The following is a 25,813-nucleotide window of genomic DNA, read 5'->3' as shown; positions in this document are numbered from 1 at the left end:
TGGTCCGGATCTGATCGCGGGGGCCGGGCAGCCTGTCGATCCGGTATGATAGTTATATTGCATTACAAAAATGCTTTGGCAATCGGGGCGTGGCCGGCGGCGTGCCCCTTGGCCCGGGCCGCGGTTCGCGCTCGCGTCTTCCACCGGTCAAGAAGCTCGGCCAAAAAGGGGCGTCCGATCTTCGCCCCGGAGGCCCGATGTCCCGCCCCTCCCGCCGCCAGACCCTCGGCCTCGGCCTCGGCGCCGGCCTCTCGGCGACGCTCGCCGGCGGGCCGGCCCAGGCGCTCGGGCCCGACACCGATTTCACGCTGCTCCTCGTCAACGACATCTACCGGATGGGCGCGCTCGACGGGCGCGGCGGCTTCGCCAAGCTCGCGGCGATCGTGAAGGCCGAGCGGGCGCGGGGCGTGCCCCTGCTGTTCTGCCACGCGGGCGACACGCTCTCGCCCTCGCTGATGTCGGGCTTCGACAAGGGCCGCCACATCATCGAACTCACCAACCTGATCCGGCCGGACGTGTTCGTGCCGGGCAACCACGAGTTCGATTTCGGCCAGGAGATCTTCCTGCAGCGGCTCGGCGAGGCGACCTTCCCGTTCTTCGCCGCCAACCTGCGCCGGGCCGACGGGACCCCGATCCCCGGCATGCAGGATTCGACGATCCTCAGCCTCGGCCCGGTGAAAGTCGGGGTGGTGGGCCTCGCCCTGCCGGAGACGCCCCAGAAGGCGCGCTCGGGCGACTGGCGCTTCGGGCCGGCCCTCGACACGCTGCGGGCGGAGGCCGCGCGGCTGCGGGCGGCCGGCGCCGAGTTCCTGGTGGCCGTGACCCACACCGACCGGCCCACCGACGACGTGCTGGTGCGCTCGCGCCTCGTGGACGTGGTGCTCTCGGGCCACGACCACGACCTCGCGCTGCGCTACGACGGCCGCACGATCTTCGTGGAATCGAGCGAGGAGGGCTACTACGTCACGGCGATCGACGTGCGGCTGGATTTCGTGGGCGAGGGCAAGGCGCGCCGGATCGTCTGGACCCCGAGCTTCCGCATCCACGATTCGAGCGCGGTCGAACCGGATCCCGAGGTGCTGGCGATCGTCTCCCGGCTGGAGGCGCAGCTGTCGCGCGAACTCGACGTGCCGGTGGGCCGCACCGACGTCGATCTCGACACCCGCATCAGCGCGATCCGCCAGGGCGAGACGGCCTTCGGCGACCTCGTGGCGGATGCGATGCGCGCGGCGGGCGAGGCCGAGATCGCGATCACCAACGGCGGCGGCTTCCGGGGCAACCGGCTCTACCCGGCCGGCAGCATGCTGACGCGCCGCGACGTGTCGGCCGAGCTGCCCTTCGGCAACACCCTGGTGGTTGTGGAGATCACCGGCGCGCAGGTGCTCGCCGCCCTGGAGAACGGCTTTGCCGAACTCGGCCGCCCGGCCGGGCGCTTCCCCCAGGTCTCCGGCCTCGCGGTCACGGTGGAGGCCGCCGCGCCGGTCGGCCGGCGCGTGGCGGCGGCGCGCGCCGACGGCACCCCGCTCGATCCCGAGCGCCGCTACCGGGTCGCCGCCAACAACTTCATGCTCGGCGGCGGCAACGGCTACGGCATGCTCGCCGATGGGCGCACGCTCCTCGGCGCCACCGACGGCCCGCTGCTCGCCAACCTCGTGATGAGCTACATCGCCGCGCACGCGCCGGTCCGCGTGGAAACAGGGCGCATCCTGATCCGTTGAGCCCGCATGCCTGATCCCGACAGCGTCGCGGGCGCGCTCGCCCGGTTCCGCGCGAGCGGCTCGCCCTGGCTCTCGCTGCCCTTCTTCACCGACGGCAGCGCCGAGCGGGTGGCCGAGGCCGTCGATGCCCGCAGCCGCGCCGGCGCCACCGTGCTGCCGCCACCCGAGTCGGTGTTCGCGGCGCTCGCGCTCACCCCGCTCGACCGCGTGCGGGCGGTGATCCTCGGCCAGGATCCCTATCCTACCCCCGGCGACGCCCACGGCCTCGCCTTCTCGTATCGCGGGCGGCGGCGGCTTCCCGCCTCCCTGAAGGTGATCCTCGCCGAGATGGCCGAGGAGACCGGGACGACGGTGCCCACGACCGGCGACCTCACCGCCTGGGCGCGCCAGGGCGTCCTCCTCCTCAACACCGCCCTGACGGTGGAGGCGGGCAAGGCCGGCGCGCATCTGAAGCTCGGCTGGTCGGCCCTCACCGATCAGGCGGTGGCGGCGGTCTCGGCCCGGCAGCCGGCGGTGGCCTTTCTGCTCTGGGGCGCGCCGGCCCGCCAGCGCGCCGCCCTGGTCGATCGCGACCGTCACCTCGTGCTGGAGGCCGGCCATCCCTCGCCGTTGAACCGTAGGGCGGATTTCCGCGGCAGCCGCCCGTTCGGGCAGACCAATGCCTGGTTCTCCGCCAGGGGCCTGCCGCCGATCGACTGGCGGCTCGACGGCCCGGCCTGATCCGTTTCGGCCCGCTCCCTGCATGGCCCGGACCTGCCGTAGGGGAAGCGGGGTGCACACCTCGGTCCGTCTGCGGGATCCTGCCCTGGGATCACCCCGATTCGGGCAGGCGGAGCCGCGATGGACCTCACCACGATCACCAGCGTCCTGACGCCGCGCACCCGCGAGGACCTGCCCGCTTGGCGGGCGGGCGATGCGTGGCTTGCGGGCGGGACGTGGCTCTTCTCCGAGCCGCAGCCGGAGACGAGCCGGCTCCTCGATCTCACCAGCCTCGGCTGGCCGCCCGCTCAGGTCGGCGCGGACGGCCTGTCGCTCTCGGCCACCTGCACCCTCGCGCAGCTCCACCGGCTCGACCTGCCGGCGGCCTGGAGCGCCGCCGCCCTGATCGACCCGTGCTGCCGGGCGCTGCTCGGCTCGTTCAAGATCTGGAACACCGCCACGGTCGGCGGCAATCTCTGCCTCGCGCTGCCGGCCGCCCCCATGATCGCGCTCACCGCCGCCCTCGACGGCACCTGCGTGATCTGGACTCCGGACGGGGGCGAGCGGCGGTTGGCCGTGCTCGATTTCGTGCGCGGGCCGCAGGAGACGGCGCTGCAACCGGGCGAGATCCTGCGCCGCATCGACCTGCCGGATGCGGCCCTCCGGCGGCGGACCGCCCTCCGGCGCATCGCCCTGAGCCCGAACGGGCGCTCCGGCGCCCTGCTGATCGGCACGCGCGATGCGGGCGGCGCCTTCGCGCTCACCGTCACGGCCTCGACTCCGCGCCCTAGGCGGCTCGGCTTCCCGGCGCTGCCCGGCGCGGACGGGCTCGCGGCGGCGCTCGAGACCGCCATCCCGGAGAACGCCTATTACGACGATCTCCACGGCGCCCCCGACTGGCGCCGCCACGTGACCCGTCTCCTCGCCGAGGAGATCCGGCGCAGCTTCGACGGGAGCGCCGACGCATGATCCTGACCGTCAACGGCCACGCGCAGGAGGCGCGTCCGGCGCCCGGCCAGTGCCTGCGCACGCTCCTGCGGGAACTGGGCTGGTTCGGGGTCAAGAAGGGCTGCGACGCGGGCGATTGCGGCGCCTGCACGGTGCATCTCGACGGCGAGCCGGTGCACAGCTGCCTCGTGCCCGCGTGGCGGGCCGAGGGGCGCAGCGTCACGACCGTCGAGGGGCTCGCCGGCCCCTGCCGGCCCGGCGATCCGGTGCCGACGGAGTTGCATCCGGTGCAGGCGGCCTTCCTGGCGGCGCAGGCCTTCCAGTGCGGCTACTGCACGGCCGGCATGGTGATGACGGCGGCGAGCCTCGACCAGGGCCGGCGCCGCGACCTCGCGGACGCGCTCAAGGGCAACCTGTGCCGCTGCACCGGCTACCGGGCGATCGCGGACGCGGTGGCGGGCCTCGGGCTCGATGCCTCCGGCGCCGATCCGTGCGGGCGCAGCCAGCCCTCGCCCGCCGGGCCGGCCCTGGTGAGCGGGCGCGCGGACTTCACCCAGGACCTCGCGGTCGAGGAGGCGCTGCATCTGCGGGTGCTCCGCTCGCCCCACGCCCATGCCCGCATCCGGCGCATCGACCGCGCGGCGGCGCTGGCCGTGCCCGGCGTCGTCGCAATCCTCACCCACGAGGACGTGCCGGCCGCCCGCTTCTCGACCGGGCGCCACCACGATCCGCGCGACGATGCGCCCGACACGCTGATGCTCGACCCCGTGGTGCGCTTCGCCGGCCAGCGGGTCGCGGCCGTGATCGCCGAGAGCGAGGCCGCCGCCGAGGCGGGCTGCCGGGCGCTGGTGGTGGCCTACGACCTGCGCCCGGCCCTTCTCGACCCGGAGGCGGCGCTCGACCCCGGCGCGCCCCTCGTGCACGACGCGGCGGACTGGCCGTGGGCGCAGGCGCGCCCGCTGAGCCCCCATCCGAATCTCGCCGCGGAGGTCCACGGCGCCGTCGGCGACGTGGAGGCGGGCTTTTCCGCCGCGCATCTCGTGGTGGAGGGCACCTACCGCTCGCAGCGCGTCCAGCACGCCCATCTCGAAACCCACGGCGCGGTCGGCTGGCTCGACGCGGACGGGCGGCTGGTGATCCGCTCCTCGACCCAGGTGCCGTTCCTGACCCGCGACGCGCTCTGCGCGCTCCTCGGCCTCGACCGCGACCGGGTGCGGGTGGTCTGCGGGCGGGTCGGGGGCGGCTTCGGCGGCAAGCAGGAGATGCTGACCGAAGACCTCGTGGCGCTGGCGGTGCTGCGCCTGCGGCGCCCGGTGCGCTGGGACTTCACCCGCGAGGAGCAGTTCATCGCCGCCACCACCCGCCATGCGATGCGGGTGCGCGTGAAGGTGGGCGCGCGCCAGGACGGCACGCTCACCGCCATCGCCCTCGACGTGCTGTCGGAGACCGGCGCCTACGCAAACCACGCGGGCGGTGTGCTCCACCACGGCTGCAACGAGGTGATGAGCGTCTACCGCTGCCCGAACAAGCGCGTGGACGGCCGCGCCGTGCACACCCACACCCTGCCGGCCGGCGCCTTCCGGGGCTACGGCCTGAGCCAGACCATCTTCGCCCTCGAATCCGCCCTCGACGACCTCGCCCGCGGCCTGGGGCTCGACCCCTACGCCCTGCGCCGCCGCAACGTGGTGCGGCCGGGCGACCCGATGGTCTCGAAGAGCCTGGAGCCGCACGACGTCGCGTACGGCAGCTACGGGCTCGACCAGTGCCTGGACCTCGCCCAGGCCGCGATGGCGGCGCCCGGCGGCCTGCCCGCGCCCGGACCGGACTGGCGCCTCGGTGAGGGCATGGCGCTCGCGATGATCGACACGATCCCGCCCCGGGGCCACGTCGCCGAGGCGCGCCTCGCGCTCGCGCCGGACGGCACCTACGCACTTTCGGTCGGCACCGCCGAGTTCGGCAACGGCACCGCGACGGTGCACGGGCAGATCGCCGCCTCGGTCCTCGCCACCGCGCCGGAGCGGATCACCCTGCGCCACGCCGACACCGACGCGGTGGGCCACGACACCGGCGCCTACGGCAGCACCGGCATCGTCGTGGCCGGGCAGGCGGTGCTTCGGGCCGCCGAGGCGCTGGCGCGGCGCATCCTCGCCGCGGCGGCCGCGCGCACGGGTGCCGATCCGGCCGCCTGCCGGCTCGGCGCCGAGGCGGTCGAGACGCCGCACGGGCCGGTGCCGCTCCCGGCCCTCGCGCCCCTGGAGGCGCAGGGCCGCGCGGACGGCACCCCGCGGTCCGTCGCCTTCAACGTGCAGGCGTTCCGGGTGGCGGTGCATCCGCGGACCGGCGAGGTGCGCATCCTGCGCAGCGTCCACGCCGCCGATGCCGGCCGGGTGCTCAACCCGGCGCAGTGCCGCGGGCAGATCGAGGGAGGGGTGGCCCAGGCGCTCGGCGCCGCGCTCCACGAGGAGGTCCGCCTCGACGCGCGCGGGCAGGTCGCGACGCGCAGCTTCCGCACCTATCACATCCCGGCCTGCGCCGACGTGCCCGTCACCGAGGTGCTGTTCGCCGACACCCACGACCGCATCGGCCCGCTCGGCGCCAAGTCGATGAGCGAGAGCCCCTTCAACCCGGTGGCGGCGGCGCTCGCCAACGCGATCCGCGACGCCACGGGCGTGCGCCTGACCGCGACGCCCTTCGCGCCGGACCGGATCTATCGAGCGGTGATGGATGCCGCGACCTGAGGAGAGGGGATGATGGACGCGATTCGGGACCCGGAGGTTGGGCGGCCGGAGGGCATGCTGGAGCGGCTCTTCGCGCTGCGGGCGCACGGCACCACGGTGCGCACCGAGCTGCTCGCCGGGCTCACGACCTTCCTGACGATGGCCTACATCGTCTTCATCAACCCCTCGATCCTGGCCGATGCCGGCATGCCCAAGGGCGCGGTCTTCGTCGCGACCTGCCTGATCGCGGCCTTCGGCTCGGCCCTGATGGCCTTTCTCGCCAACTACCCGATCGCGCTCGCGCCCGGCATGGGGCTCAACGCCTACTTCGCCTACGTGGTGGTGCTCCAGATGGGCTACACGTGGCAGGCGGCGCTCGGCGCGGTGTTCATCTCCGGCATCTGCTTCCTCGTCGTCACCCTCACGGGCCTGCGCAGCCTGATCGTGGACGGCATCCCGCGCTCGATGCGCATCGCCATCACGGTCGGGATCGGGCTGTTCCTGGCGATCATCGCGCTCAAGAACGCGGGCGTGGTGGCGGCGAGCCCGGCCACCTTCGTGACGCTGGGCGACCTGCACAAGCTGAGCACCGCCCTGGCGGTAGCGGGCTTCATCCTGGTGGCCGCGCTCTCGATCCGGAAGGTGAAGGGAGCGCTGCTGATCGGCATCCTGAGCGTCACGGTCCTGAGCTTCGTCGTCGCCGGCAACAGCTTCCAGGGCGTGGTGTCGTGGCCGCCCGCGGTCACGCCGACGCTGTTCGCCCTCGACCTCTCGGGGGCGCTCTCGGCGGGCCTGCTCAACATCGTGCTGGTGCTGTTCCTGGTGGAGCTGTTCGATGCCACCGGGACCCTGATGGGGGTCGCGAGCCGGGCGGGCCTGCTGCGGGAGGGCCCCAACCCGCGCCTCGACCGGGCGCTGATGGCCGACAGCGGCGCGATCTTCGCGGGCGCGCTGCTCGGCACGTCGAGCACCACGGCGTATCTGGAGAGCGCGTCGGGCGTCGAGGAGGGCGGGCGCACCGGGCTCACCGCCGTCACGGTGGCCGTCCTGTTCCTCGCCTGCCTGTTCTTCGCCCCGCTCGCCGGCTCGGTGCCGCCCTACGCCACGGCGCCGGCCCTGTTCTACGTCGCCTGCCTGATGCTGCACGACCTCGTGGACCTCGACTGGGACGACCTGACGGAGGTCATCCCGGCCTGCGTCACGGCGGTGCTGATGCCCTTCACCTACTCGATCGCCAACGGCGTCGCCTTCGGCTTCATCACCTACGCGGCCCTCAAGCTCCTCACCGGGCGGGCGCGGGGGGTGAAGCCGGTCGTCTGGGTGATCGCGGCGGTCTTCCTGTTCAAGTTCGTCGAGTCGGGGTTCGGGCACTGACGGGGTGCCCGCGGCGGGGCAGGGTGCGGGGTTTGCGCATCGCCGCTCCGTGCGCCCGTCCCATCACCCTGCCGCAGCGGGCGCAGCCGCCGCTCAATACTCCCAGAAGATGCGCTGCAGCTCCCGGGTGTCGCCGGTCTTGGTCAGGGCGACCGCGGCCAGGATCTTGGCCTTCTGCGGGTTGAGGTCGTGGGCGACGACCCAATCGTACTTGTCGTCGGGCTGCTCGGCGTTGCGCAGCACGAAGCCGTCGCCGACCCGCGAGGAGCGGATGATCAGCGTGCCCTTGGCGCGCAGGTCCCGCAGCGTGTCGACGAGGTAGCCGGCCACCGAGCCGTTGCCGGTGCCCGCGTGGATGATCGCCTTGGCGCCGGCCTGCACCGCGGCCGTGTAGGCGACCGGGCTCATGTTGCCCGAGCCGTAGACGATCGCGACCTCGGGCAGCGCGTCGATCGTGTCGATGTCGAACTCGGACGAGGGGCCGCGGCGCTTCACCGGGGCGCGGAAGTAGTAGGTCTTGCCCTCGACCACCATGCCGAGCGGTCCCCACTGGCTCGCGAAGGCGCTCGGCTTGATGTTGATGCGCTTGGAGACGTCGCGCCCGGCCTGGATCTCGTCGTTCATCGTCACGAGTACGCCCTTGCCCCGCGAGTCGGGGCTCGCGGCGGTGACGACCGCGTCGGTGAGATTGAGCGCGCCGTCGGCCGAGAGGGCCGTGGAGGGGCGCATCGAGCCCACCACGACGATCGGCTTGTCGCTCCGGACCACGAGGTCGAGGAACAGCGCGGTCTCCTCCAGGGTGTCGGTGCCGTGGGTGATGACGATCCCGTCCACGTCGTCCTGCTTGAGGAGCGCCGCGACGCGCTTGGCGAGCTGCACGAGCTGCGCGTTGGTGAAGCTCTCGGAGGCGATCTGGAAGACCTGCTCGCCGCGCACGGTCGCGACCTCACCGAGATTCGGCAGGGCGGCGATCAGCTTGTCCACCGGCACCTTGGCGGCCTGGTAGGTGGCGCTGTTGCTCGCCTCCGCGCCGGCCCCCGCGATGGTGCCGCCCGTCGCCAGGATCACCACGGAAGGCTTGCGCAGCGCCGCGGCGGCGCCCGGCTGGGGCGCCTCGCGGGCCGCGGCCGGCAGCCCGAGGGGCAGCGCCGCCCCGAGGAGGAGCGCCGCGAGGGCGGCGCGTGGGCGAAGGGTGTGAAGCATCGGACGGCCTTTGCTGATGACGCCGGGCAGGCACTGCCCCCGGGCGCGACCATAGCTTGGCGCCCGCCCGACGCCAGCCGGCCCTGACGCTGGAGCGCCGGGGGGCGCAGGCCGTAGCCACCGGCCGCGCCCGCGGGGCATACGGGGCCGGTGAACCGCAGGATCCGCCCATGACCGAGCCCCGCCCGAGCCCCGCCCGTGCCGCCGGAGCCGCGCCGTGAGCGGTGACCTGCGCGACGTCGCCGTGCGCCTGCTCGACGCCCGCCTTGCCGGCTGGGGCTTCCCGCGCTGGGGCTCGGCGCTGGCCGCCGGCCTCGACCTGCATGCCTGCCTGGACGCGCCCGTCACGCTGGCGCCGCAGGCGCCGCCGCTCCTGGTGCCGGCGGGCATCGCGGTGGCGATCCGCGATCCCGGCTGGTGCGCCCTCGTCGTCCCGCGCTCGGGGCTCGGCCACCGGGAGGGGCTGGTGCTCGGCAACACCGTCGGGGTGATCGACGCCGATTACGAGGGTCCCCTGATGCTCTCGGCCTGGAACCGGAACCCGCCCGGCGGGGCGGCCATCGCCATCGCGCCCGGCGAGCGCATCGCGCAGCTCGTCTTCACCCGCGTGGCGCGCCCGCACCTGCACGTCGTCGAGAGCTTCGCGGACGGGCAGGAGGGTGGGCCGGCGAGCGGGCGGGGCGAGGGGGGCTTCGGCTCGACGGGCCGGCGCTGAGGCGCGGCCGGCGGCCGTCCGGGGCCGCCGGCTTAAGCAAGGCTTCAGCAAACCCGGCGATGATCGGGGCGATGCCGCCCCGGCCGGGGCACGCGCCGGTCACGAGCCTTGCGGACCATGCCTCCTGCTGCGGACCCCTCGGTCGTCATCGTCACGGCTCGCCCGGATGCGGGCGCTCTGGTGCGGATCGTCTCGCCCGCCCATACGAGCCGCGTGCTGGACACGGCGCCCGCCGCCCTCGCGGCGCTCGGCGAGGGCACCGCCGACCTCGTGCTGATCGAGGATTCGCCGCATCTGGACGGCGTCGCCCTCGTGCGCGACCTGCGCCGCCTGCCGCACCTCGTGGGCACCTCGCTGATGCTGATCGGGGCGGGCGACCCGGCCGCCACCCGCCGCCGGGCGCTGGAGGCCGGGGCCACCGACGTGGTGCTGCCGCCCCTCGACGGCTTCGACCTGCAGATCCGCGCCCGCAACCTGATCGCGCTCGCCCGAGCCCAGGGCACGGCCCGGCTGCAGGCCGCCGATCTCGCCCGGGCGCGCGAGCAGGCCGAGACCGAGCGTGCGCAGCGCGAGCGCGAGATCATCCACCGCCTGATCCTGGCCGCCGAGTTCCGCGACGACCAGGCCGGCGACCACCTCACCCGGGTCGCGGGCTGCGTCATCGCCATCGCGGACGGGCTCGGCCTGTCGGAGCAGGAGGCGAACGACATCGCCCTCGCCTCGACCATGCACGACATCGGCAAGATCGGCGTCGCCGACAGCATCCTGCACAAGGCCGGCCCCCTCACCGAGGCGGAGCGCACCGAGATGATGCAGCATGCCCTGCGCGGATACCGGATGCTGCACGACAGCGACTCGCCGCTGCTGCGGCTCGCCGCCGAGATCGCGCTCACCCACCACGAGCGCTGGGACGGCAGCGGCTACCCGCGCGGCCTTGCCGGCGAGGCGATCCCGCTGCCCGGCCGCATCACCGCCGTGGCGGACGTGTTCGACGCCCTCATCTCCGACCGGGTCTACAAGCCGGGCTGGCCGCCCGAGCAGGCGAGGCGCTTCCTGGAGGAGCATGCGGGCAGCCACTTCGATCCCGCCTGCGTGCGGGCCTTCGTGTCCCGCTGGGACGAGATCGCGGCCCTGATCGCGGATCGCCCGGCGAGTCAGGCGGCCTGAGGTTCGGGCGCCTCGCTGCGCTCCAGCGGCAGCGTCAGGCGGCACAGCAATCCGTCCGACAGGAAGTCGAGGGCGACGGTGCCGGCGAGTTCGCGCTCGACGCTGGTGCGGATCAGGCGGGTGCCGAACCCCGTGCGCTCGGGGGCGGCCACGGCGGGGCCGCCGCTTTCCTGCCAGGACAGGCGCAGCAGGCCGTCGGCGAGCGTCCAGCGCACCACCACCCGCCCCTCCGGCACCGAGAGCGCCCCGTACTTCGCCGCGTTGGTGGCGAGTTCGTGCACGGTCATGCCGAGCGGCACGGCGATGCGCGGCGCCAGCCCCACCTCCGGGCCGTCGAGGTGGATCCGCTCCGGCCGGCCCGAGGCGTAGGGCGCGAGTTCCAGCTCCAGGATCCGGCGCAGGCCGGTGGTGCTCCACTGGCTCGCGGTGAGGAGCATGTGGGTCTGCGACATCGCCAGCAGCCGGGCCTCGAACGCAGCCGTGAAGGCCGGGACCGAATCCGCGCCGCGGGCGGTCTGGCGCGCCAAGGCCTGCACGGTGGCGAGCGTATTCTTCACCCGGTGGTTCAGCTCGTGGATCAGCAGCTCCTGGCGCGCCTCGGCCTGCCGCCGCTCTTCCGCGCGCTGGCGCAGCGCCTCGTTGGCGGCCGAGAGGGCGAGGCCGATCGCCTGCGCCTCGCGCACCGGGCTCTCCGGGACCGAGAGCGGCGTTCCCCGGCCGAGGGCGCCCGCCGCGAGCGCCAGCCGGCGCAGGGGGCGGGCGAGGCTGGCCGCGGCGAACCAGCCGGCGGAGGCGGAGGCCGCCGCCACCGCGAGGCCCCAGAGCAGGATCTGCCGGTGCAGGGCGCGCACCGGCGCGAGCGCCTCGGCCGCGTCCTGGCGCACCAGCACGCTCCAGCCGAGACCCGGATAATCGCGGTAGCCCCGCGTCGGCTGATAGCCCGTGAGGGCGACGCGGCCGTCCGGCCAGGTCTCCTGCGTGGCGCCGCCGGCGCCCGCGCGCACGGCCGCGACGCTCGGCAAGTCCGCGAGCACGCGGTTGCGCAGGGCCGGCGGCCCGAGCAGCACCGTGCCGTCGCGGGCGAGCACCATCACCTCGACGCCCCGGCGCCCGCCGGACGCCTGATCGTGCAGGCTCGCCTCGACCTCCCGCGACCAAGCCCAGTCGAGATGGGCGACGACCACGCCGGCGAGCGCCCCCTCGGGGGTGCGTACGGGCGCTGCGAGATCGAGCACCCGGGGCGGGTCGGCCGGGTCGCGGCCGGGCTGGAGCGTGGCGAGCAGGAGCGCGTCGTGCACGTCGCCGACGAAGGGACCCTGCCGCCCCTGCGTGAAGTAGACCCGGTGGGCGACGTCGAGGCCCTCCAGCCGCCCGCTGTCGGTGACGGCGATCCGGCCCTCGGGGGCGATGAGCCCGACGATGGCGTAGTCCGGATAGGTCTCGTGGGCGCGGCGCAGCACCCGGCGCTTCTGCTCGCTGCCGGCCTGCGGGTCCCGCAGAGTGTCGTTCTCGGCCAGGATCAGGATGTCGCGCCAGCGCTCGAACATGGTGCGGTCGAGCTGGCCGGCCACGTGGCGGGCGAGGTCGCCGGTCTCGCCCGCGATCCGCTCCGACAGGCGGTCGGCGGCCACCCGGGAGACCACGAGGGCGAGCACCAGCGTCGCCGCGAGACCGGCCGCCCCCAGGCCGAGGGCCAGAAAGGCGCGGAGAGGCAGGCGCGGCACGCGACTCAACTCCCCGCTGATTCGAGCATCGCCGACACCTTAGCCGCGAAGGCGTCCACCGCGAAGGGCTTGGTGATCATCTCCATGCCCGGTGCGAGATGGCCGCTGCCGAAGGCGGTGTTCTCGGCATAGCCGGTGATGAACAGCACCTTGAGGCCGGGCCGGACCGCCCGCGCCTGATCCACCATCTGGCGCCCGTCGAGCCCGGGCAGGCCCACATCCGTCACCACGAGGTCGACCGCCCCGTCCGTCTCCAGGGCGCGAAGGCCCGCCGGCCCGTCCGCGACCGCGATCACCCGGTAGCCCGCCTCCTCCAGCGCCTCGCCGATCAGCGCCCGCACGGTGGCGTCGTCCTCCACCACCAGCACGGTGCCGTGGCCGGCGGCCCGCGCGGCCGGCGCCGCGGATTCCTCCGCCTCCTCCGCATCCGAGCCGGCATGGCGCGGCAGGTACAGGCTGACGGTCGTGCCGCGCCCGACCAGCGAGGCGATCCGCACGTGCCCGTCCGACTGCTTGACGAAACCGTAGATCATCGAGAGCCCGAGCCCCGTGCCCGCGCCGAGGGGCTTGGTGGTGAAGAACGGCTCGAAGGCGCGCGCGACGACATCCGGCGGCATGCCCGCGCCGGTGTCGCTCACGCTGACGCACACGTATTCCCCCGCCCGCGCGCCGGGCTCGCCCGCCACCGCCGCGGCGTCCAGCTCCACATTCGCGGTGGCGATGTGGAGGCGGCCGCCGTCCGGCATCGCGTCGCGGGCGTTGATCGCGAGGTTGAGGATCGCGTTCTCCAGCTGGTTCGGGTCGCACAGGGTGCGCCAGAGCCTGTCCTGCGTCTCCAGCGTCAGCGTCACGCGCTCGGACAGCGTGCGGCGCAGGAGGTCGTCCATCGAGGCGACGAGGCGGTCGGCCTCGACGCTGCGCGCCACCAGCGGCTGGCGGCGGGCGAAGGCCAGCAGGCGGTGGGTGAGCGCCGCGGCGCGCTGGGCCGACGCGGTGGCGAGGTCGGCGTAGCGCGCCAGCGTGTCGAGGCGTCCCTCCGCGAGGCGGCGCTTCATGAGGTCGAGGGCGCCGGTGATGCCGGTGAGCAGGTTGTTGAAGTCGTGGGCGATGCCGCCGGTGAGCTGGCCCACCGCCTCCATCTTCTGCGATTGGCGCAGCGCCTCCTCGACGCGGCCGCGCTCGGCGATCTCGGCGGTCAGGCGCGCGTTGGTAGCCTCTAAGGCGGCCGTGCGCTCGCGCACCAGCGCCTCCAGGGTCTCGCGCCCCTGCGCCAGCGTCTCCCGGGCCCGCACCTGATCGTCGATGTCGGTGCAGGTGCCGAACCAGCGCTGGATCGCCCCCGTCGCGGCATCCCGGATCGGCACCGCCCGCCCGAGCACCCAGCGATACACGCCGTCGTGCCGCCGCAGCCGGTACTCGATCTCGTAGGTGTCGCCGGTGGCCAGCGCGTGCCGCCAGCGCCGCCACGCCTCGGCTTGGTCGTCCGGGTGGAAGATCGCGTTCCAGCCTTCGCCGTCCGTGGAGCCGGAGGCGACGCCGGTGAACTCGTACCAGCGGGAGTTGTAGTAGTCGTGATTCCCATCCGGCAGGGTCGACCACACCATCTGGGGCATCGACTCGGCGATGGCCTGGAACTTCAGCAGGCTGTCGGCGAGGGCCGCCTGAGCGGCCTTCTCGCCCGTCACGTCGAAGGCGAGGAGGTGGAAGCCGCCCGTGGGCTCGGTGGTGGGCAGGTAGCGCACCCGCGCGTCGCGCACCCCGCCGTCCGGCCCCGGCACCGTCGTGTCGAACAGGACGGCTTCCCCCGCCAGCACCCGCGCCAGGTAGGGCCTGCGCTGCGCGTAGGCCGCCTCGCCGACGACCTCCCGCACGCTGCGGCCGACCACATCCTCGGCGCGCAGGCCGAACCACGTCTCGTAATGGCGGTTGGCGAAGCGGTAGATCTCGTCGCGGTCGATGGTGGCGATCAGCACCGGCAGCCCGTCGGTGATCTGCCGCAATTCGCGGCGGCTCGCCTCCGCGGCGGCCAGCGCCCGGTCCCGCTCGGCCAGCGCCCGGCGCAGATCCATTCGCGCCATCACCTGCCGGGCGAGCGCCGCGAGCGTCAGCCGCGCCTCCTCGGGCAGGCCCTCGGGCCGCGGCACGGTGTCGAGGACGCACAGGGCGCCCAGAGGCATGCCGTCGGGGCTGACCAGCGGGTGGCCGGCATAGAAGCGCAGCCCCGGCGGGCCGGTGACCAGGGGATTGCGCGCCGTGCGCGGGTCCTGCGTCAGGTCCGGGATGACCAGAAGGCCCTCCCAGCCCATCGTGTAGGCGCAGACCGAGGCGTCGCGGCCGGTCTCCCGGACCCCGAGTCCCGCCTCGGCCTTGAACCATTGCCGGTCCGCGGCCACGAGGCTGACGAGCGCCATCGGGGTCCGGCAGGCGAGGCGCGCGATCTGCACCGCATCCTCGAACTCGGCCTCGGGCGGCGTGTCGAGGATCGCGTAGGCGTCCAGCGCGGCGAGCCGCGCGTGCTCATCCCAGCACGGCGCGTCGCCCGGCACGCCGGTCGGCGTGCGATCCCGCGATCGGCTCATCGGTATCCGGTCCAGGCCGACCGCGCGTCGGCGGTGGCGCAGCACGGCGATAGACGTCGCGCAGCGTCAAGGCAACCTGCCGTCACCACCGCCGTGGGGACGATGCGGCGTCGAGGCCCGTCGTGGCCCGGCTGCGGCGGAGCCGCACGGCCGAGCCGCAGGCACGGGGCGGCGTGATTCCGTCGCAGGCGGTACGGGGGCGCTTGCCGAATCGGCCCTGCCCCGGTAACCTGTTGATTATGTTATAGTTTTCAACCGTTCTAATCTAGAAGATCGGGCCGGTGGCCCGCTTCCGAACCGGGTGCCTCGATCCCCAGCATGATCGTCTGTTCCTGCAACGTCTTCTCCGACGGACAAGTGCGCGCGTGCCTCAATCCCGGCCCGGGCTGCCCTCGCACGCCGGCCCAGGTCTACGCCTGCCTCGGCTGCAGCCCGAAATGCGGCCGCTGCGCGCGGACGATCCGGGGCATCCTGTCCCGCGCGCTCGCCGAGGCGCACGAGACCTGCACCAGCGCCTGCGGCGCGGCCTGCACGCTCAAGGCTGCCGAGCCGGCGCCCGCCGAGGCGGCCTGATCCCGCTCCTGCGCCGAAGGGGCGGCCGGTCCAGTGACGACGATGGGGCCGGTCCGCCGACCTTAGGGTCTGCCGAGGTCAGGGCAGGCTGATTCCGAAAGTCTGCGAGAACCCCCGCCGGCCGGTCGGGGTGATCACGACGGCGCGGCTGTCCCGGCTTCGCGCGATCCAGCCGAGGTCGTGGACGCGCCGGCACAGGGCGGCCCCGAGGCGGCCCGCGAAGTGCGGTCGCCGCTCGCTCCAGTCGAGGCAGGTGCGGCACAGGGGGCGCCGTCCGCCGTCGCCGAGATCGAGACCGACCTCGTCGCACAGGAAGCGCGTGCCGGCCGGCGTGATAGTGCCGACCCCCTCCTCGGTGAGCGTCACGTGGCCGTGCTCGCGCAGGCTGTCGGCCAGCGCGGTGCCGAGCCGGCCGGCGAGGTGATCGTAGCAGGTGCGGGCGAGCCGCATCGCCGCGTCGCGCGGACCGGTCGGCCGGTGCCGGGCCGGCCCCGCCGCCGCCACCTGCATCAGCGCCTCGACGGCCGCCGCGACCTCGGGCGTTGCGAGCCGGTGGTAGCGATGGCGCCCCTGCCGCTCCACCGCCACGAGCCGCGCGGCCGCGAGCTTCGCCAGATGCCCGCTCGTCGTCGGCGCGCTCACGCCCGCGTGCCACGCCAGTTCGCCCGCCGTGAGCGCCCGCCCGTCCATCAGGGCCGAGAGGATGTTGGCCCGCGCCGGATCGCCGATCAGGCCGGCCACCTCCGCGAGCGTGTTGCCTGAGACCATCGCCATGCCGCCCAGGATAGGCTGCCCGCCCGCGCCCGTCAGCCGCCGATGCTTCGGCCGCGGCCGCAGCGTTCGGCCGCGACGCGAGGCGCGCTGCACGGCAGCCTTCCCGCCGTCACAGGAGGAGCAGGCATGCGCAGCGCGACGATCCGACCCCGCCCGGAGGTCCCGGCCCGCGCCGCGAGGCTGGTCGCGCTTGCCCGCGCCTGGCTCGCGCGCGCCGCCGCGCGGCGGCGCCAGCGGCTCGACCTCGCCGTGCTCGACGCCCGGCTGCTGCGCGACATCGGCCTCACCCGCGAGCAGGCGGGCGCCGAGGCCGCGAAGGGGTGCTGGCGCGCCTGACAAAACCTCCAACGCCATGTCGCTTCTCCCGATCTCCTCGGGCCACCCCTCCGCCGAGGCGGCCCTTTCCTGCGTCGGCGGCCACGCCTTGCCGCGGTCGCAGAACGCCGCCGAGCAAGCCGACAACCCTTTCGCGACAAGGGGCGTGCCGATGGGCGCGTCCATCTCATCGATGGAAGGACGAACCTATCGTGATGCTGGTGGTCCTGGCGATGGTCGCCGCCGATCCGATGAGATGATCCGTTTGCACCCTCGTGAAATGCTCGGATCATCCAATTGAATGGCCAATTCTGTGGCATGCAGGCGGCATGAATAATAGTTATATGTTAGAACTCTTGATGGTGTGGCCGGTGTTTTTTTGGTAATTATGCATCATAATAATCGAGAGACCCAGTGAAAAATTCGATGAATGAAATTTATCTGCCCGAACTTGAAATCATGATGAAATGCAGGCAATGTCGTTGCGCGCTGGACGGTGCCAATGCGCAAGTCCCGGTGTTTCGGAGGGGGATTCGCCGATCATGGCGCGACGCACGACTCGTGGTTCGTCCGGAACCGAAGCCGCCCAACAAGCCCCGGCCCTGGGCATCATGCCGTTGGCGACACCGCCGGTCCCGAACCCGTCTCCCCAGCCCGGTCTACCAGGTGGTCCCGAAACGACGGGCCGATTTCTCGTCCTGCTGGAGCCGGACAAGCTCACCGCCGGTGCCGCGGCTCTCACGAAGGGGGTGGGCCTTCAGCTCGCTTATGCTGGAGACTTCCTGAAAGATCCCGAAGGCCTCCTCACCGTCAAGGAGAGCGAAGGCATCGTATTCGAAGACCTTGGCGTCGCCGTGGTCAATGCCCCGCCCGATCAGGCGGCGGCGATGAGTTCGATCGTCAGCAAGGAGAGTTCGCTGCGCACGGTGGAGCCGGAGCGGATCGTCTACGCGCTGGGCGGCGCACCCATGGACCTGTCCTACCTGCGGGGCTACCGCGATGCCGTCAACCATCTGGTCGACGGCCTCCTCAAGGGCGACAGTGCTGAGGGAGGTAGCGCCGCCTTGAGCTTCGAAGAGGCGGCGTTCACGTGGGGTCTGCAGGCCGTTGGCGCCAGCCGCTCCCGCTTCACCGGACGGGGTATCAGGATCGCGGTGCTCGACACGGGACTGGACTTCAATCACCCCGACTTCATCGGGCGTTCGATCCAGTCCCGCTCCTTCGTCGACGGGGTCCCGACCGCGCAGGACGGGCACGGCACGCATTGCGTCGGTATCGCGGCCGGTCCGGCCAGGCCGGCTCAGCCGCCGCGCTTCGGCGTAGCCCCCGAGGCCGAGATCTTCGTCGGAAAGGTCCTGAACGATGCAGGGCGCGGGACGGACGGTTGCATCCTGGCAGGATTGCAATGGGCCATTGCCAATGGTTGTCACGTGATCTCGATGTCCCTCGGCGCCCGCGTCCTGAGGGGGCAAGGATACTCGGCGATATTCGAGCAGGCTGCGCAGCGTGCGTTGGCGAGAGGATCCCTGATCCTGGCTGCTGCGGGCAACGATAGCCGCAGGCCGCAGACCGTCGCGCCCGTCAGCCATCCGGCGAACTGTCCGTCGATCTTCGCGGTGGGCGCGATCGATCGAGCCCTCTCCGTTGCCTGGTTCTCGAACGGGAGCATTAACGCGGAGGGCGGCTCCGTCGACATCGTCGGCCCTGGCGTGGATTGCCGTTCCTCCTGGCCGATCCCGACCCAGTACAAGGACGAGAGTGGAACGAGCATGGCCACACCGCATGTGGCGGGCGTCGCCGCACTCATCGCGGAGGCCAATCCGGAGGCCCGGGGCCCCCGCCTGCATTTCCATCTCGTCCAGACCGCCCGTCGCCTGAGCGGTTCGGCCGCCGATGTGGGGGCGGGTCTCGCGCAGGCGCCGGTCTGAGCCGGTCGGCCTCATCGCCTGCGAGCGCAGATTCCAGTACAACGGGCCGGAAGCGCAGGAGCCCGTCATGAGCAAGGTCGACGTGAGCGTATCGATACCCGATGCGAGCAGTTTCGAGAGAACCGTGGCCGCCGCCGGCAAAGTGGGGTTCAAGGTCAAGGACAAGCTGGATATCCTCGGCGTGGCCACTGGCTCGATCGAGCGAAGCGCCCTCGCGAAGCTGAAGCAGGTTCCCGGAGTGGACAGCGTCGAGGAGCAGCGCGAGGTCGGCACTCCAACACCGGTTCGCCGCTTCCCGTGAAGCTCCAACCGGCTCCGGACTGAGCGGCCGGGCTCTGACCCACCGGATCCTGCGGACAGGCTCGCGTCGCCGGATGCGACACGGACCTGCCGGGTTCAACGGCGGTGGACGCCACTACGCTGCACGGAGCCGTCGGCGTCAGAACTCCATGTCGAGTTCCTCGATCTCGTCGGGCTCGCCCTCGGCCTCGGCGATCCATTCCTGCATCGGCGCCCAGGCCATGACGTGGTCGCGGAACGCGGCGGAGCGGGCCGGCAGGCCGACGCCGTAGGTGACGAAGCGGGTGCAGACGGGCGCGTACATCGCGTCCGCGACGGTCGGTCGCTCGCCGAACAGGAACGGCCCGCCATGGGCGCCGAGCGCCTCCTCCCAGATCTCGACGATCCGGGCGATGTCGGATTGCGCCCCGCCCCAGAGCTTGAAGTCGGTGTAGCGCGCGCGCAGGTTCATCGGCAGGGCCGAGCGCAGGTTGATGAAGCCGCCATGCATCTCGCCCGCGATCGAGCGGCACCACGCGCGCTGGAACCGGTCGGCGGGCACGAGGCCGGCCTCGGGCCGCCACTCGTCGAGATACTGGGCGATCGCCATCACGTCCCACACCCGCACGGGACCGTGGATGAGGCGCGGCACCAGGAACGAGGGCGAGAGGTGCAGCAGTTCGGCCCGGCTCGCCGCGTCGCCGCCGCCCAGCACCTCGACCGCGACGTCGAGGCCGGCCATCCGGCAGAGCAGCCAGCCCCGCAGGGACCACGACGAGTAGTTCCGGCTCGAAATCGTCAGCGTGGCCTCGGCCATGCGTTCCTCCCCGCGGCCCGTCCGGGCCTGCCTGCGGGACGGCCCGATCCAAGACTCGTGCCGGCCGCCGCAGGATAAGCCGCGCCGGACCGGGCCGCCACCCGTCCCGGTCACCCCGTCTTGGCACGCCAGTCGCATGGCCCGGGCGGGCCGTGCGCTGGCCGGACCACACTGAACGAAAGTCATCTCGCGGGGAGACGAGCTGTGCCGTACGTCTGGACCAGGGCGGACGCCCGTGACCCTGCGTGGGTGTGGGAGTAGCCCGGGCGATGCTCTACGACACCTTCGAGGTCCAGTCCGATCTCGCGGCCGGAACCCGGGCCTGGGGGCGCCTCCTGCACGACGGCGTCTCGCCCTGGACGCAGGCGGGCTACGCCGAACCGGCGACGTGGTGGCTCGCCGCCGCCCGCATGATGATGCGCACCGGCCTCACCCATGCGCGACCCGATTACGGCATCGCGCGCGTGCGCGTGGGCAACCGCGACGTGCCGGTGAGCGAGGAGGCGGTGCTCTCCACCCCCTTCGGCACGCTCCTGCACTTCCGCAAGGATCTCGTCGGCGAGCAGCCGCGGGTGCTGGTGGTGGCGCCGCTCTCGGGCCACTTCGCGACCCTGCTGCGCTCCACCGTGCGCACGCTGCTGGCCGATCACGACGTCTACATCACCGACTGGCACAACGCCCGCGACGTGCCGGTCGAGGCCGGGCCGTTCGGCTTCGACGACTACGTCGCCCACGTGGTCCGCTTCCTGGAGGCGATGGGGGAGGGGGCGCATCTGGTGGCGGTGTGCCAGCCCGCCGTGCAGGCGCTCGCCGCCGCCGCGGTGATGGCCGAATCGCGCAACGCCGCCCACCCGGCCAGCATGACCCTGATGGCCGGGCCGGTCGACACCCGCATCAACCCGACCAAGGTCAACGAACTCGCCACCGCCCGGCCGATCGAGTGGTTCGAGCGCAACCTGATCGCCACCGTGCCGCGCCGGCACGCGGGCGCGGGCCGCCGGGTCTATCCCGGCTTCATGCAGGTCCTCGCCTTCATGTCGATGAATGCCGGGCGCCACATGCACGGCCACGTCGACCTGTTCTGGAACATCGTGCGCGGCGAGGAGGACAAGGCCCACCAGATCGAGACCTTCTACGACGAGTACTTCGCGGTCCTGGACCTCGCGGCCGAGTTCTACATCGAGACCGTCAGGACCGTGTTCCAGGAGGCGACGCTCGCCCGCAACGCCCTGACCTATCGCGGCGCGCCCATCGACATGCGGGCGATCCGCAAGACCGCCCTGATGACGGTGGAGGGCGAGCGCGACGACATCTGCTCGGTGGGCCAGACGATGGCGGCGCACGATCTCTGCAGCAGCCTGCGTCCCTTCCGTAAGCGCCACCACCTCCAGGCCGGCGTCGGCCATTACGGCGTCTTCTCCGGGCGCAAATGGGAGAATCAGACCTACCCGCTGGTGCGCAACTTCATCCAGGCCAACGCCTGAGGCGCCACGATCTGCGGATTTTCAGGATCACGCGGCGGCGCCCCGGTTGGAAGTCGCGCCGAACTGGTGTATCTGCCCACGCAGGCGCAGCTTGTGCGCCGGCCTCGAACGCCATCGCGACCTGCGCCCCTCCCGGTCCGGAACGACCGGGCGCTGGGGCGCATGCCGGTTGGTTCGCCCCGCCGCGGGGCCGTCGGGGGCGGTGGCACCGAAACGGATTTTCTAGAGGATACACCCTTGCAGGTACTCGTTCGGGACAACAACGTCGATCAGGCGCTCCGCGTGCTCAAGAAGAAGATGCAGCGCGAGGGCATCTTCCGCGAGATGAAGCAGCGCAAGGCTTACGAGAAGCCCTCCGTGCGCAAGGCCCGCGAGAAGGCGGAGGCCGTGCGGCGCGCCCGCAAGCAGGCCCGCAAGACCGCCATCCGCGAGGGTCTGATCGCCGCGCCGAAGCCGAAGCCCCGCGCGGTCGCGCCGCGCCGCCCGGCCGCCGCTCCGGCCCCGGCCTCGGCGCCCGCCGGCAACGCCTGAGACGCCCCGCTCCGGCGGGACCATTGCCCATCCCGCGAGAGAGGCCCGGCGCGCCAGCGTGCGGGCCTTTCGCCGTGGCGCGGGCGCTCACGCCCGGCCGTGCGACTCCACCGTCGCCCGCTCCGCCTGGACCAGCACGTCCAGGGGCCGCCAGGGCTTGCGCATGAAGACGGTGTGGTCGGGAAGCGGCTGCGCCCGGCCGGTCTCCGACGTCACCACCACGCGGATGTCGGGCCATTCGCGCTCCACCGTGCGGGCGAGCGCCGCCCCGTCCATGACGCCGTGCAGGCTCATCTCCGTGAACAGGAGCGCGACCTCGGGTCCGTGCTCGCGAATCACCGCGAGCGCATCCTCGGCGGAGTCGCACGCGATCACGTCGAGATCGGTCTCTTCGAGGATGGCCGACGCGAAGTCGCGCACGGCCTCGTCCTCCTCCACCACCACGGCGATCGGAACGGCTGACGCTGCTCTGCCCATGAAGCCTCCTCAAATCTGCGAAAGACCCGCCGCGGCCGGCGGTTCGGACCCGTCGACGGGCTGAACGGCCGCCCGTGCGGGCGTGGCGGGGAGAGATGCCGCAGCGGCATGGAAGGCGCCGCCGGCAGGGGTCAACGATGCAGGCCGGCCATCGATCCCGCGCCCGTCCAGCAAACCGTTATCTGGCGGTGAGCGCTGGCGCACGCCGCGCCATGCTGCGCCGCATTAACGGACTGTTCACCCTGCGGGGCCGAATGTTACGGTTCGATGAAGGCGACGGGCTCAGCCTCGGGAGCAAGCCCGCCGCGCCAAGCAAACAGGTGGGACAGGCGATGTGCCGCTTCCTCGCCTATCACGGCGAACCGGTCTACCTCGACGAACTGGTCTGCGTGCCGACCCATTCCCTGGTTCACCAGTCCCTGCATGCCGCCGAGGCCAAGACCGAGACCAACGGCGACGGGTTCGGCCTCGGCTGGTACGGCGAGCGGCCCGAGCCCGGGCTCTTTCGCGACGTGCGGCCCGCTTGGTCGGACGAGAACCTGCGCAGCCTCTCGCGCCAGATCCGCGCCCGCACCTTCCTGGCCCATGTGCGCGCCTCGACCGGAACCGCGACCACGCGGGCGAACTGCCACCCTTTCGCGCACGGGCGCCTGCTCTTCATGCACAACGGGCAGATCGGCGGCTACGCGCGCATCCGGCGGCGGCTCGAAGCCTTGATTCCAGACAGCCTCTACGAGGCGCGGCAGGGCTCGACGGATTCCGAGGCCCTCTTCCTCCTCGCGATCGCCAACGGGCTGGCCGAGGATCCGGTCGGCGCCATGGCCGAGACCCTCGCGACCGTGCGCGGGCTGATGCGCGGGGCGGCGATCGACGAGCCGGTGCGCCTCACCGCGATCGCCACGGACGGCGAGACCCTGACCGCCTATCGCTGGGCCTGCGACGGCTGCCCGCCCAGCCTCTACTGGCGCGAGACCGCCACCGGCCTCGTCGTGGTCTCGGAACCGATCGACGGCTGCCGCGACGGCTGGCGGGTGGTGCCGAAGGGCGGCGCGCTCGTGGCGCGCGCCGGGGCGCCCGTGCGGGTGCTGGAGCCCGGACTCGCCCAGGGGCGCATCGCCGCCTGACCCGCAACGCTGCCCCGAACCCGCGATCCCGGCGGCGGGATCAGCCCCGACCTCCAGGCGGCGTGGGACCATGTGCTGCAGCATTTGGACGGGACTGAACTTGCGCGTCATCCGTGGTGCATCGGGCGGCACCGGGGCAGGCGCGCGGGACTGCGGCTAAATATCCGGAACAACTTCGTGATGACGTTCCGGAGCGGGCACCTGAACGGTGCCGCAGGCGGACCGAGCGACGCATGCGGGCCGGATCCGTCCGCCCCGCGACCGCCGGGACCGCCGCCAAGTGCTTGACGAACAACACCTGCTGATCCTCGAGCCACCCTCCGGCGCCTCACCTCCCAGTCCCCGGCTCTCCCGCCGGCTGCCGGAGCGGAGGGTGCCGCCGCGCCCGGGCCTGTCGTTGAGGAAGGGTGCGGTGGGCCGCAACCATCTCAAGCATGGTCCGGTTGATCCGGCGTCGCCCGTGCCGGCCGCCGGTGCGTCGGGCGGCGACGCGCCGCGACCGCATAAAGAGGATCTTCCGTGGACACGATCATCCAGGGCATCACCGAATTCCGCGACGCGGTCTTTCCCGGCCAGCAGCAGATGTACCAGCGCCTCGTGCGCGACGGGCAGCAGCCGAAGGCGCTGATCATCGCCTGCGCCGATTCGCGCGTGGCGCCCGAGCACATCACCCAGGCCGGCCCCGGGGAACTCTTCGTCTGCCGGAACGCCGGCAACATCGTGCCGCCTTTCTCGCCGCATATCGGCGGCGTCACCTCGGCCGTCGAGTACGCGGTGGTCGCGCTCGGCGTGCGGGACATCGTGATCTGCGGCCACTCGGATTGCGGCGCCATGAAGGGCCTGGCCCAGCCCGACGCGCTCGGGGCGATGCCCAACGTGGCCGCGTGGCTGCGCCACAGCCACGCGGCGAGCCAGATCGTCTGCGAGGCCTATCCGACCGACCTCGATCCCAAGCAGCGCCTGCGCGCGCTGGCGCTGGAGAACGTGGTGGTGCAGCTCAACCACCTGCGCACCCATCCGAGCGTGGCGGCGGGCCTCGCCAAGGGCGACCTGCGGCTGCACGGCTGGTTCTTCGAGATCGAGAGCGGCTCCCTGCTCGCCTATGACGGCGAGGCCGGCCGGTTCGTGCCGCTGAGGACCGAGGAGGCCCTGCCGGTGGCCGAGGCCTCCGCCCCGCGCCTCGCCGCGCCCGACGTCGCCGCCCGGGCCGCCGAATAGGCCCCGAGACCTGCCCGACCCGCCTGCCCGACCCGCCTGCCCGATCGGGCAGGTGTGGGGGCGGGCCGGACTCCCCATACTCGGGGGCCTCGCAGGAGCCCTCGCCATGTCCGATCCCGCCTCCCCGATCCAGGGCTCGCCCCTGCAGGCCTTCTCCCAGGACCTCGCCGGCCTCGTCGCCCGCGCGGCGCCGAGCGTGGTCGCGGTCCGCTCGCACCGCCGCCGGGCCAGCGGCTTCGTCTGGCGCCCCGGTCTCGTCGTCACCGCCGACGAGGCGCTCGCCGAGGAGGGCGAGATCACGGTCGAGACCGCGGACGGCGCGAGCCTGCCCGCCACGCTCGCGGGCCGCGATCCCTCGACCGACATCGCGCTCCTGCGTGTCGCCCGCAGCGACCTGCCGGCCGCGCCCCTGGCGCTGGGAACCGTCGCGGCCGGCGCGCTCGCGGTCGCGGTGGGGCGGTCCGACGGTGCCCCGACCGCCGCGCTGGGCCTCGTCTCGCGGGTCTCGGGGCCGTGGCGCAGCCTGCGCGGCGGCGAGATCGACGCGCGCATCGACCTCGACCTGGCGCTCCGCCGCTCGGCGGAAGGGGGGCTTGCCCTCGATCCGTCCGGTCGGGTGATCGGCATGGCGGTGTTCGGCCCGCGCCGGCGCGTCCTCGTCATCCCGGCCGCCACGGTGGCGCGGGTCGCCCCCGTCCTCGACGCGCGCGGCCGCGTGCCCCTCGGCTATCTCGGCCTCGGCCTCCAGGCGGTGCGGCGCGAGGATCGCGGCACCGGCCTCATGGTGATGAGCGTGGAGCCCGGCGGCCCCGGCGCACGGGCGGACCTGCGCCAGGGCGACGTCATCCTCGCCTGGAACGGCGAGCCGGTGCGCGGCCTCCAGGCGCTCCAGGGCCTGCTCGGCCCCGGCAGCGTCGGCACGGTCGTGACGCTCGCCCTGTCGCGGGGCGGCAGCCCGCACGAGGCGGCCCTGACCATCGGCGAGAGGCCGTGAGCGCCGGCCCGCTGCTGATCGCCCTCGACGTCGCCGAGCCCGACCTCGCCGACCGGCTCGCCGCGCTCCTCGCCGGCGTGCCGGGCCTGGTGCTGGTGCGGCCGGGCGAGGCCGCCGACGCGATCCTCACCGGGCCGGCCGGCGCCCGCGGGGCCGAGCCCGGGCTCACGCCCCGGGAGGCCGAGGTGCTGGCCCTCCTCGCCGAGGGCGCCTCCAACAAGGCGATCGCACACCGGCTCGGCATCTCGGTCCACACCGCGAAGTTCCATGTCGGCTCGCTCCTCGACAAGCTCGACGCCACCGGCCGCACCGACGCGGTCGCCCATGCGGCCCGGCTCGGCGTCATCCACCTGTGAGACCGCACCTGTGAGACCGCACCTGTGAGTAAGGAGCGTGTGCGGGAGCGCACCGACCGGCCGGCCCGGCCGTTCCGCGCGCACCGCGATGTGCTAGAT

At 73.0% G+C, this 25,813-nt stretch carries 23 protein-coding genes; 17 read left to right on the top strand and 6 right to left on the bottom strand.

The features are described from left to right. Positions 1 to 197: 197 nt before the first annotated feature. From MFF61_RS15295 to MFF61_RS15275, 5 genes are all read left to right on the top strand, one after another. On the top strand, positions 198 to 1,718 hold the full coding sequence (locus MFF61_RS15295; RefSeq protein ID WP_238235925.1) for a bifunctional metallophosphatase/5'-nucleotidase: 1,521 nt from the start codon (positions 198 to 200) through the stop codon (positions 1,716 to 1,718). 6 nt (positions 1,719 to 1,724) lie between these two features. Then, entirely contained in the window at positions 1,725 to 2,438 is a 714-nt protein-coding gene (gene ung, locus MFF61_RS15290; protein ID WP_238235924.1) for a uracil-DNA glycosylase, read from the top strand. Positions 2,439 to 2,558: 120 nt separating this feature from the next. Further along, the gene (locus MFF61_RS15285; protein WP_238235923.1) at positions 2,559 to 3,386 is read left to right on the top strand and encodes an FAD binding domain-containing protein; all 828 of its coding nucleotides are present in this window, start codon (positions 2,559 to 2,561) and stop codon (positions 3,384 to 3,386) included. Beyond that, complete coding sequence (locus MFF61_RS15280) at positions 3,383 to 6,103, top strand: molybdopterin-dependent oxidoreductase (RefSeq protein WP_238235922.1); 2,721 nt, start codon at positions 3,383 to 3,385, stop codon at positions 6,101 to 6,103. The genes MFF61_RS15285 and MFF61_RS15280 overlap by 4 nt, the downstream gene beginning before the upstream one ends. 12 nt (positions 6,104 to 6,115) lie before the next feature. Then, positions 6,116 to 7,456, top strand: coding sequence for an NCS2 family permease (locus MFF61_RS15275; protein WP_238236031.1), 1,341 nt, complete (start codon positions 6,116 to 6,118; stop codon positions 7,454 to 7,456). A 93-nt stretch (positions 7,457 to 7,549) separates the two neighbouring features. Here the strand turns inward: MFF61_RS15275 and MFF61_RS15270 are convergent, their stop codons facing one another. Further along, the gene (locus MFF61_RS15270; RefSeq protein ID WP_238235921.1) at positions 7,550 to 8,659 is read right to left on the bottom strand and encodes an asparaginase; all 1,110 of its coding nucleotides are present in this window, start codon (positions 8,657 to 8,659) and stop codon (positions 7,550 to 7,552) included. A gap of 217 nt (positions 8,660 to 8,876) precedes the next feature. On the opposite strand from MFF61_RS15270, the gene dut reads away from it, so the two are divergent. Beyond that, a complete protein-coding gene (gene dut / locus MFF61_RS15265; RefSeq protein ID WP_238235920.1) occupies positions 8,877 to 9,374 on the top strand; it encodes a dUTP diphosphatase in 498 nt (165 codons plus the stop codon). Between the two features lie 117 nt (positions 9,375 to 9,491). After that, positions 9,492 to 10,541, top strand: a complete 1,050-nt coding sequence (locus tag MFF61_RS15260) for an HD-GYP domain-containing protein (protein ID WP_238235919.1) — start codon at positions 9,492 to 9,494, stop codon at positions 10,539 to 10,541. On the opposite strand, the gene MFF61_RS15255 is transcribed toward MFF61_RS15260, so the two are convergent. Together MFF61_RS15255 and MFF61_RS15250 are read right to left on the bottom strand one after the other, a co-directional pair. Continuing rightward, the gene (locus MFF61_RS15255; RefSeq protein ID WP_238235918.1) at positions 10,529 to 12,265 is read right to left on the bottom strand and encodes a sensor histidine kinase; all 1,737 of its coding nucleotides are present in this window, start codon (positions 12,263 to 12,265) and stop codon (positions 10,529 to 10,531) included. The genes MFF61_RS15260 and MFF61_RS15255 overlap by 13 nt on opposite strands. A gap of 5 nt (positions 12,266 to 12,270) precedes the next feature. Beyond that, on the bottom strand, positions 12,271 to 14,844 hold the full coding sequence (locus tag MFF61_RS15250; RefSeq protein ID WP_238235917.1) for a PAS domain S-box protein: 2,574 nt from the start codon (positions 14,842 to 14,844) through the stop codon (positions 12,271 to 12,273). 318 nt (positions 14,845 to 15,162) lie between these two features. On the opposite strand from MFF61_RS15250, the gene MFF61_RS15245 reads away from it, so the two are divergent. Beyond that, positions 15,163 to 15,417 (top strand): (2Fe-2S)-binding protein, encoded by a 255-nt coding sequence (locus MFF61_RS15245; protein WP_238235916.1) that lies wholly within the window; start codon positions 15,163 to 15,165, stop codon positions 15,415 to 15,417. 78 nt (positions 15,418 to 15,495) lie between these two features. On the opposite strand, the gene MFF61_RS15240 is transcribed toward MFF61_RS15245, so the two are convergent. Continuing rightward, positions 15,496 to 16,185 carry an ArsR/SmtB family transcription factor gene (locus MFF61_RS15240; RefSeq protein ID WP_238235915.1) on the bottom strand — a complete coding sequence of 230 codons (690 nt, stop codon included), beginning with the start codon at positions 16,183 to 16,185 and terminating at the stop codon, positions 15,496 to 15,498. Positions 16,186 to 16,317: 132 nt separating this feature from the next. Here MFF61_RS15240 and MFF61_RS15235 point away from each other — a divergent pair, with 132 nt between their 5' ends. The 3 genes from MFF61_RS15235 (at position 16,318) to MFF61_RS15225 (ending at position 18,735) form a co-directional block, all read left to right on the top strand. After that, positions 16,318 to 16,527 (top strand): YjiS-like domain-containing protein, encoded by a 210-nt coding sequence (locus MFF61_RS15235; RefSeq protein WP_238235914.1) that lies wholly within the window; start codon positions 16,318 to 16,320, stop codon positions 16,525 to 16,527. A gap of 521 nt (positions 16,528 to 17,048) precedes the next feature. Beyond that, positions 17,049 to 18,434: a S8 family serine peptidase gene (locus MFF61_RS15230; protein ID WP_238235913.1), complete on the top strand. Its 1,386-nt coding sequence runs from the start codon at positions 17,049 to 17,051 to the stop codon at positions 18,432 to 18,434. A 67-nt stretch (positions 18,435 to 18,501) separates the two neighbouring features. Continuing rightward, the gene (locus MFF61_RS15225; protein WP_238235912.1) at positions 18,502 to 18,735 is read left to right on the top strand and encodes a hypothetical protein; all 234 of its coding nucleotides are present in this window, start codon (positions 18,502 to 18,504) and stop codon (positions 18,733 to 18,735) included. A 138-nt stretch (positions 18,736 to 18,873) separates the two neighbouring features. On the opposite strand, the gene MFF61_RS15220 is transcribed toward MFF61_RS15225, so the two are convergent. Continuing rightward, positions 18,874 to 19,530 (bottom strand): glutathione S-transferase family protein, encoded by a 657-nt coding sequence (locus MFF61_RS15220; protein WP_238235911.1) that lies wholly within the window; start codon positions 19,528 to 19,530, stop codon positions 18,874 to 18,876. A gap of 269 nt (positions 19,531 to 19,799) precedes the next feature. Between MFF61_RS15220 and MFF61_RS15215 the strand changes: the two genes are divergently transcribed. Next, positions 19,800 to 21,014: a polyhydroxyalkanoate depolymerase gene (locus MFF61_RS15215; RefSeq protein ID WP_238235910.1), complete on the top strand. Its 1,215-nt coding sequence runs from the start codon at positions 19,800 to 19,802 to the stop codon at positions 21,012 to 21,014. Positions 21,015 to 21,251: 237 nt separating this feature from the next. Continuing rightward, positions 21,252 to 21,545 carry a 30S ribosomal protein S21 gene (gene rpsU / locus MFF61_RS15210; protein ID WP_238235909.1) on the top strand — a complete coding sequence of 98 codons (294 nt, stop codon included), beginning with the start codon at positions 21,252 to 21,254 and terminating at the stop codon, positions 21,543 to 21,545. Positions 21,546 to 21,632: 87 nt separating this feature from the next. Here rpsU and MFF61_RS15205 read toward each other — a convergent pair whose 3' ends face one another. Continuing rightward, entirely contained in the window at positions 21,633 to 22,022 is a 390-nt protein-coding gene (locus tag MFF61_RS15205) for a response regulator (protein ID WP_238235908.1), read from the bottom strand. A gap of 332 nt (positions 22,023 to 22,354) precedes the next feature. Here MFF61_RS15205 and MFF61_RS15200 point away from each other — a divergent pair, with 332 nt between their 5' ends. The 4 genes from MFF61_RS15200 (at position 22,355) to MFF61_RS15185 (ending at position 25,714) form a co-directional block, all read left to right on the top strand. Next, positions 22,355 to 23,146, top strand: coding sequence for a class II glutamine amidotransferase (locus MFF61_RS15200; protein ID WP_238235907.1), 792 nt, complete (start codon positions 22,355 to 22,357; stop codon positions 23,144 to 23,146). Positions 23,147 to 23,665: 519 nt separating this feature from the next. After that, positions 23,666 to 24,364: a carbonic anhydrase gene (locus tag MFF61_RS15195; protein ID WP_238235906.1), complete on the top strand. Its 699-nt coding sequence runs from the start codon at positions 23,666 to 23,668 to the stop codon at positions 24,362 to 24,364. Between the two features lie 106 nt (positions 24,365 to 24,470). Next, positions 24,471 to 25,358: a S1C family serine protease gene (locus tag MFF61_RS15190; RefSeq protein ID WP_238235905.1), complete on the top strand. Its 888-nt coding sequence runs from the start codon at positions 24,471 to 24,473 to the stop codon at positions 25,356 to 25,358. Continuing rightward, the gene (locus MFF61_RS15185; protein WP_238235904.1) at positions 25,355 to 25,714 is read left to right on the top strand and encodes a helix-turn-helix domain-containing protein; all 360 of its coding nucleotides are present in this window, start codon (positions 25,355 to 25,357) and stop codon (positions 25,712 to 25,714) included. The genes MFF61_RS15190 and MFF61_RS15185 overlap by 4 nt, the downstream gene beginning before the upstream one ends. Positions 25,715 to 25,813: the final 99 nt, after the last annotated feature.

The organism is Methylobacterium isbiliense, from assembly GCF_022179325.1.
Taxonomy (GTDB): domain Bacteria; phylum Pseudomonadota; class Alphaproteobacteria; order Rhizobiales; family Beijerinckiaceae; genus Methylobacterium; species Methylobacterium isbiliense.
Note: the sequence above shows the minus strand (reverse complement) of the source record. Positions and strands in the feature narration are given on the sequence as shown.

What these genes read in the sequence shown, in the direction of transcription:
- MFF61_RS15245 (WP_238235916.1), top strand. Translation starts at nt 15,163, where the DNA reads ATGATCGTCTGTTCCTGCAACGTCTTCTCCGACGGACAAGTGCGCGCG.
- MFF61_RS15260 (WP_238235919.1), top strand. Translation starts at nt 9,492, where the DNA reads ATGCCTCCTGCTGCGGACCCCTCGGTCGTCATCGTCACGGCTCGCCCG.
- MFF61_RS15280 (WP_238235922.1), top strand. Translation starts at nt 3,383, where the DNA reads ATGATCCTGACCGTCAACGGCCACGCGCAGGAGGCGCGTCCGGCGCCC.
- ung (WP_238235924.1), top strand. Translation starts at nt 1,725, where the DNA reads ATGCCTGATCCCGACAGCGTCGCGGGCGCGCTCGCCCGGTTCCGCGCG.
- MFF61_RS15250 (WP_238235917.1), bottom strand. Translation starts at nt 14,844, where the DNA reads ATGAGCCGATCGCGGGATCGCACGCCGACCGGCGTGCCGGGCGACGCG.
- MFF61_RS15230 (WP_238235913.1), top strand. Translation starts at nt 17,049, where the DNA reads ATGGCGCGACGCACGACTCGTGGTTCGTCCGGAACCGAAGCCGCCCAA.
- MFF61_RS15295 (WP_238235925.1), top strand. Translation starts at nt 198, where the DNA reads ATGTCCCGCCCCTCCCGCCGCCAGACCCTCGGCCTCGGCCTCGGCGCC.
- MFF61_RS15240 (WP_238235915.1), bottom strand. Translation starts at nt 16,185, where the DNA reads ATGGTCTCAGGCAACACGCTCGCGGAGGTGGCCGGCCTGATCGGCGAT.
- MFF61_RS15270 (WP_238235921.1), bottom strand. Translation starts at nt 8,659, where the DNA reads ATGCTTCACACCCTTCGCCCACGCGCCGCCCTCGCGGCGCTCCTCCTC.
- MFF61_RS15215 (WP_238235910.1), top strand. Translation starts at nt 19,800, where the DNA reads ATGCTCTACGACACCTTCGAGGTCCAGTCCGATCTCGCGGCCGGAACC.
- MFF61_RS15200 (WP_238235907.1), top strand. Translation starts at nt 22,355, where the DNA reads ATGTGCCGCTTCCTCGCCTATCACGGCGAACCGGTCTACCTCGACGAA.
- MFF61_RS15285 (WP_238235923.1), top strand. Translation starts at nt 2,559, where the DNA reads ATGGACCTCACCACGATCACCAGCGTCCTGACGCCGCGCACCCGCGAG.
- MFF61_RS15275 (WP_238236031.1), top strand. Translation starts at nt 6,116, where the DNA reads ATGGACGCGATTCGGGACCCGGAGGTTGGGCGGCCGGAGGGCATGCTG.
- MFF61_RS15225 (WP_238235912.1), top strand. Translation starts at nt 18,502, where the DNA reads ATGAGCAAGGTCGACGTGAGCGTATCGATACCCGATGCGAGCAGTTTC.
- MFF61_RS15205 (WP_238235908.1), bottom strand. Translation starts at nt 22,022, where the DNA reads ATGGGCAGAGCAGCGTCAGCCGTTCCGATCGCCGTGGTGGTGGAGGAG.
- MFF61_RS15190 (WP_238235905.1), top strand. Translation starts at nt 24,471, where the DNA reads ATGTCCGATCCCGCCTCCCCGATCCAGGGCTCGCCCCTGCAGGCCTTC.
- MFF61_RS15235 (WP_238235914.1), top strand. Translation starts at nt 16,318, where the DNA reads ATGCGCAGCGCGACGATCCGACCCCGCCCGGAGGTCCCGGCCCGCGCC.
- MFF61_RS15220 (WP_238235911.1), bottom strand. Translation starts at nt 19,530, where the DNA reads ATGGCCGAGGCCACGCTGACGATTTCGAGCCGGAACTACTCGTCGTGG.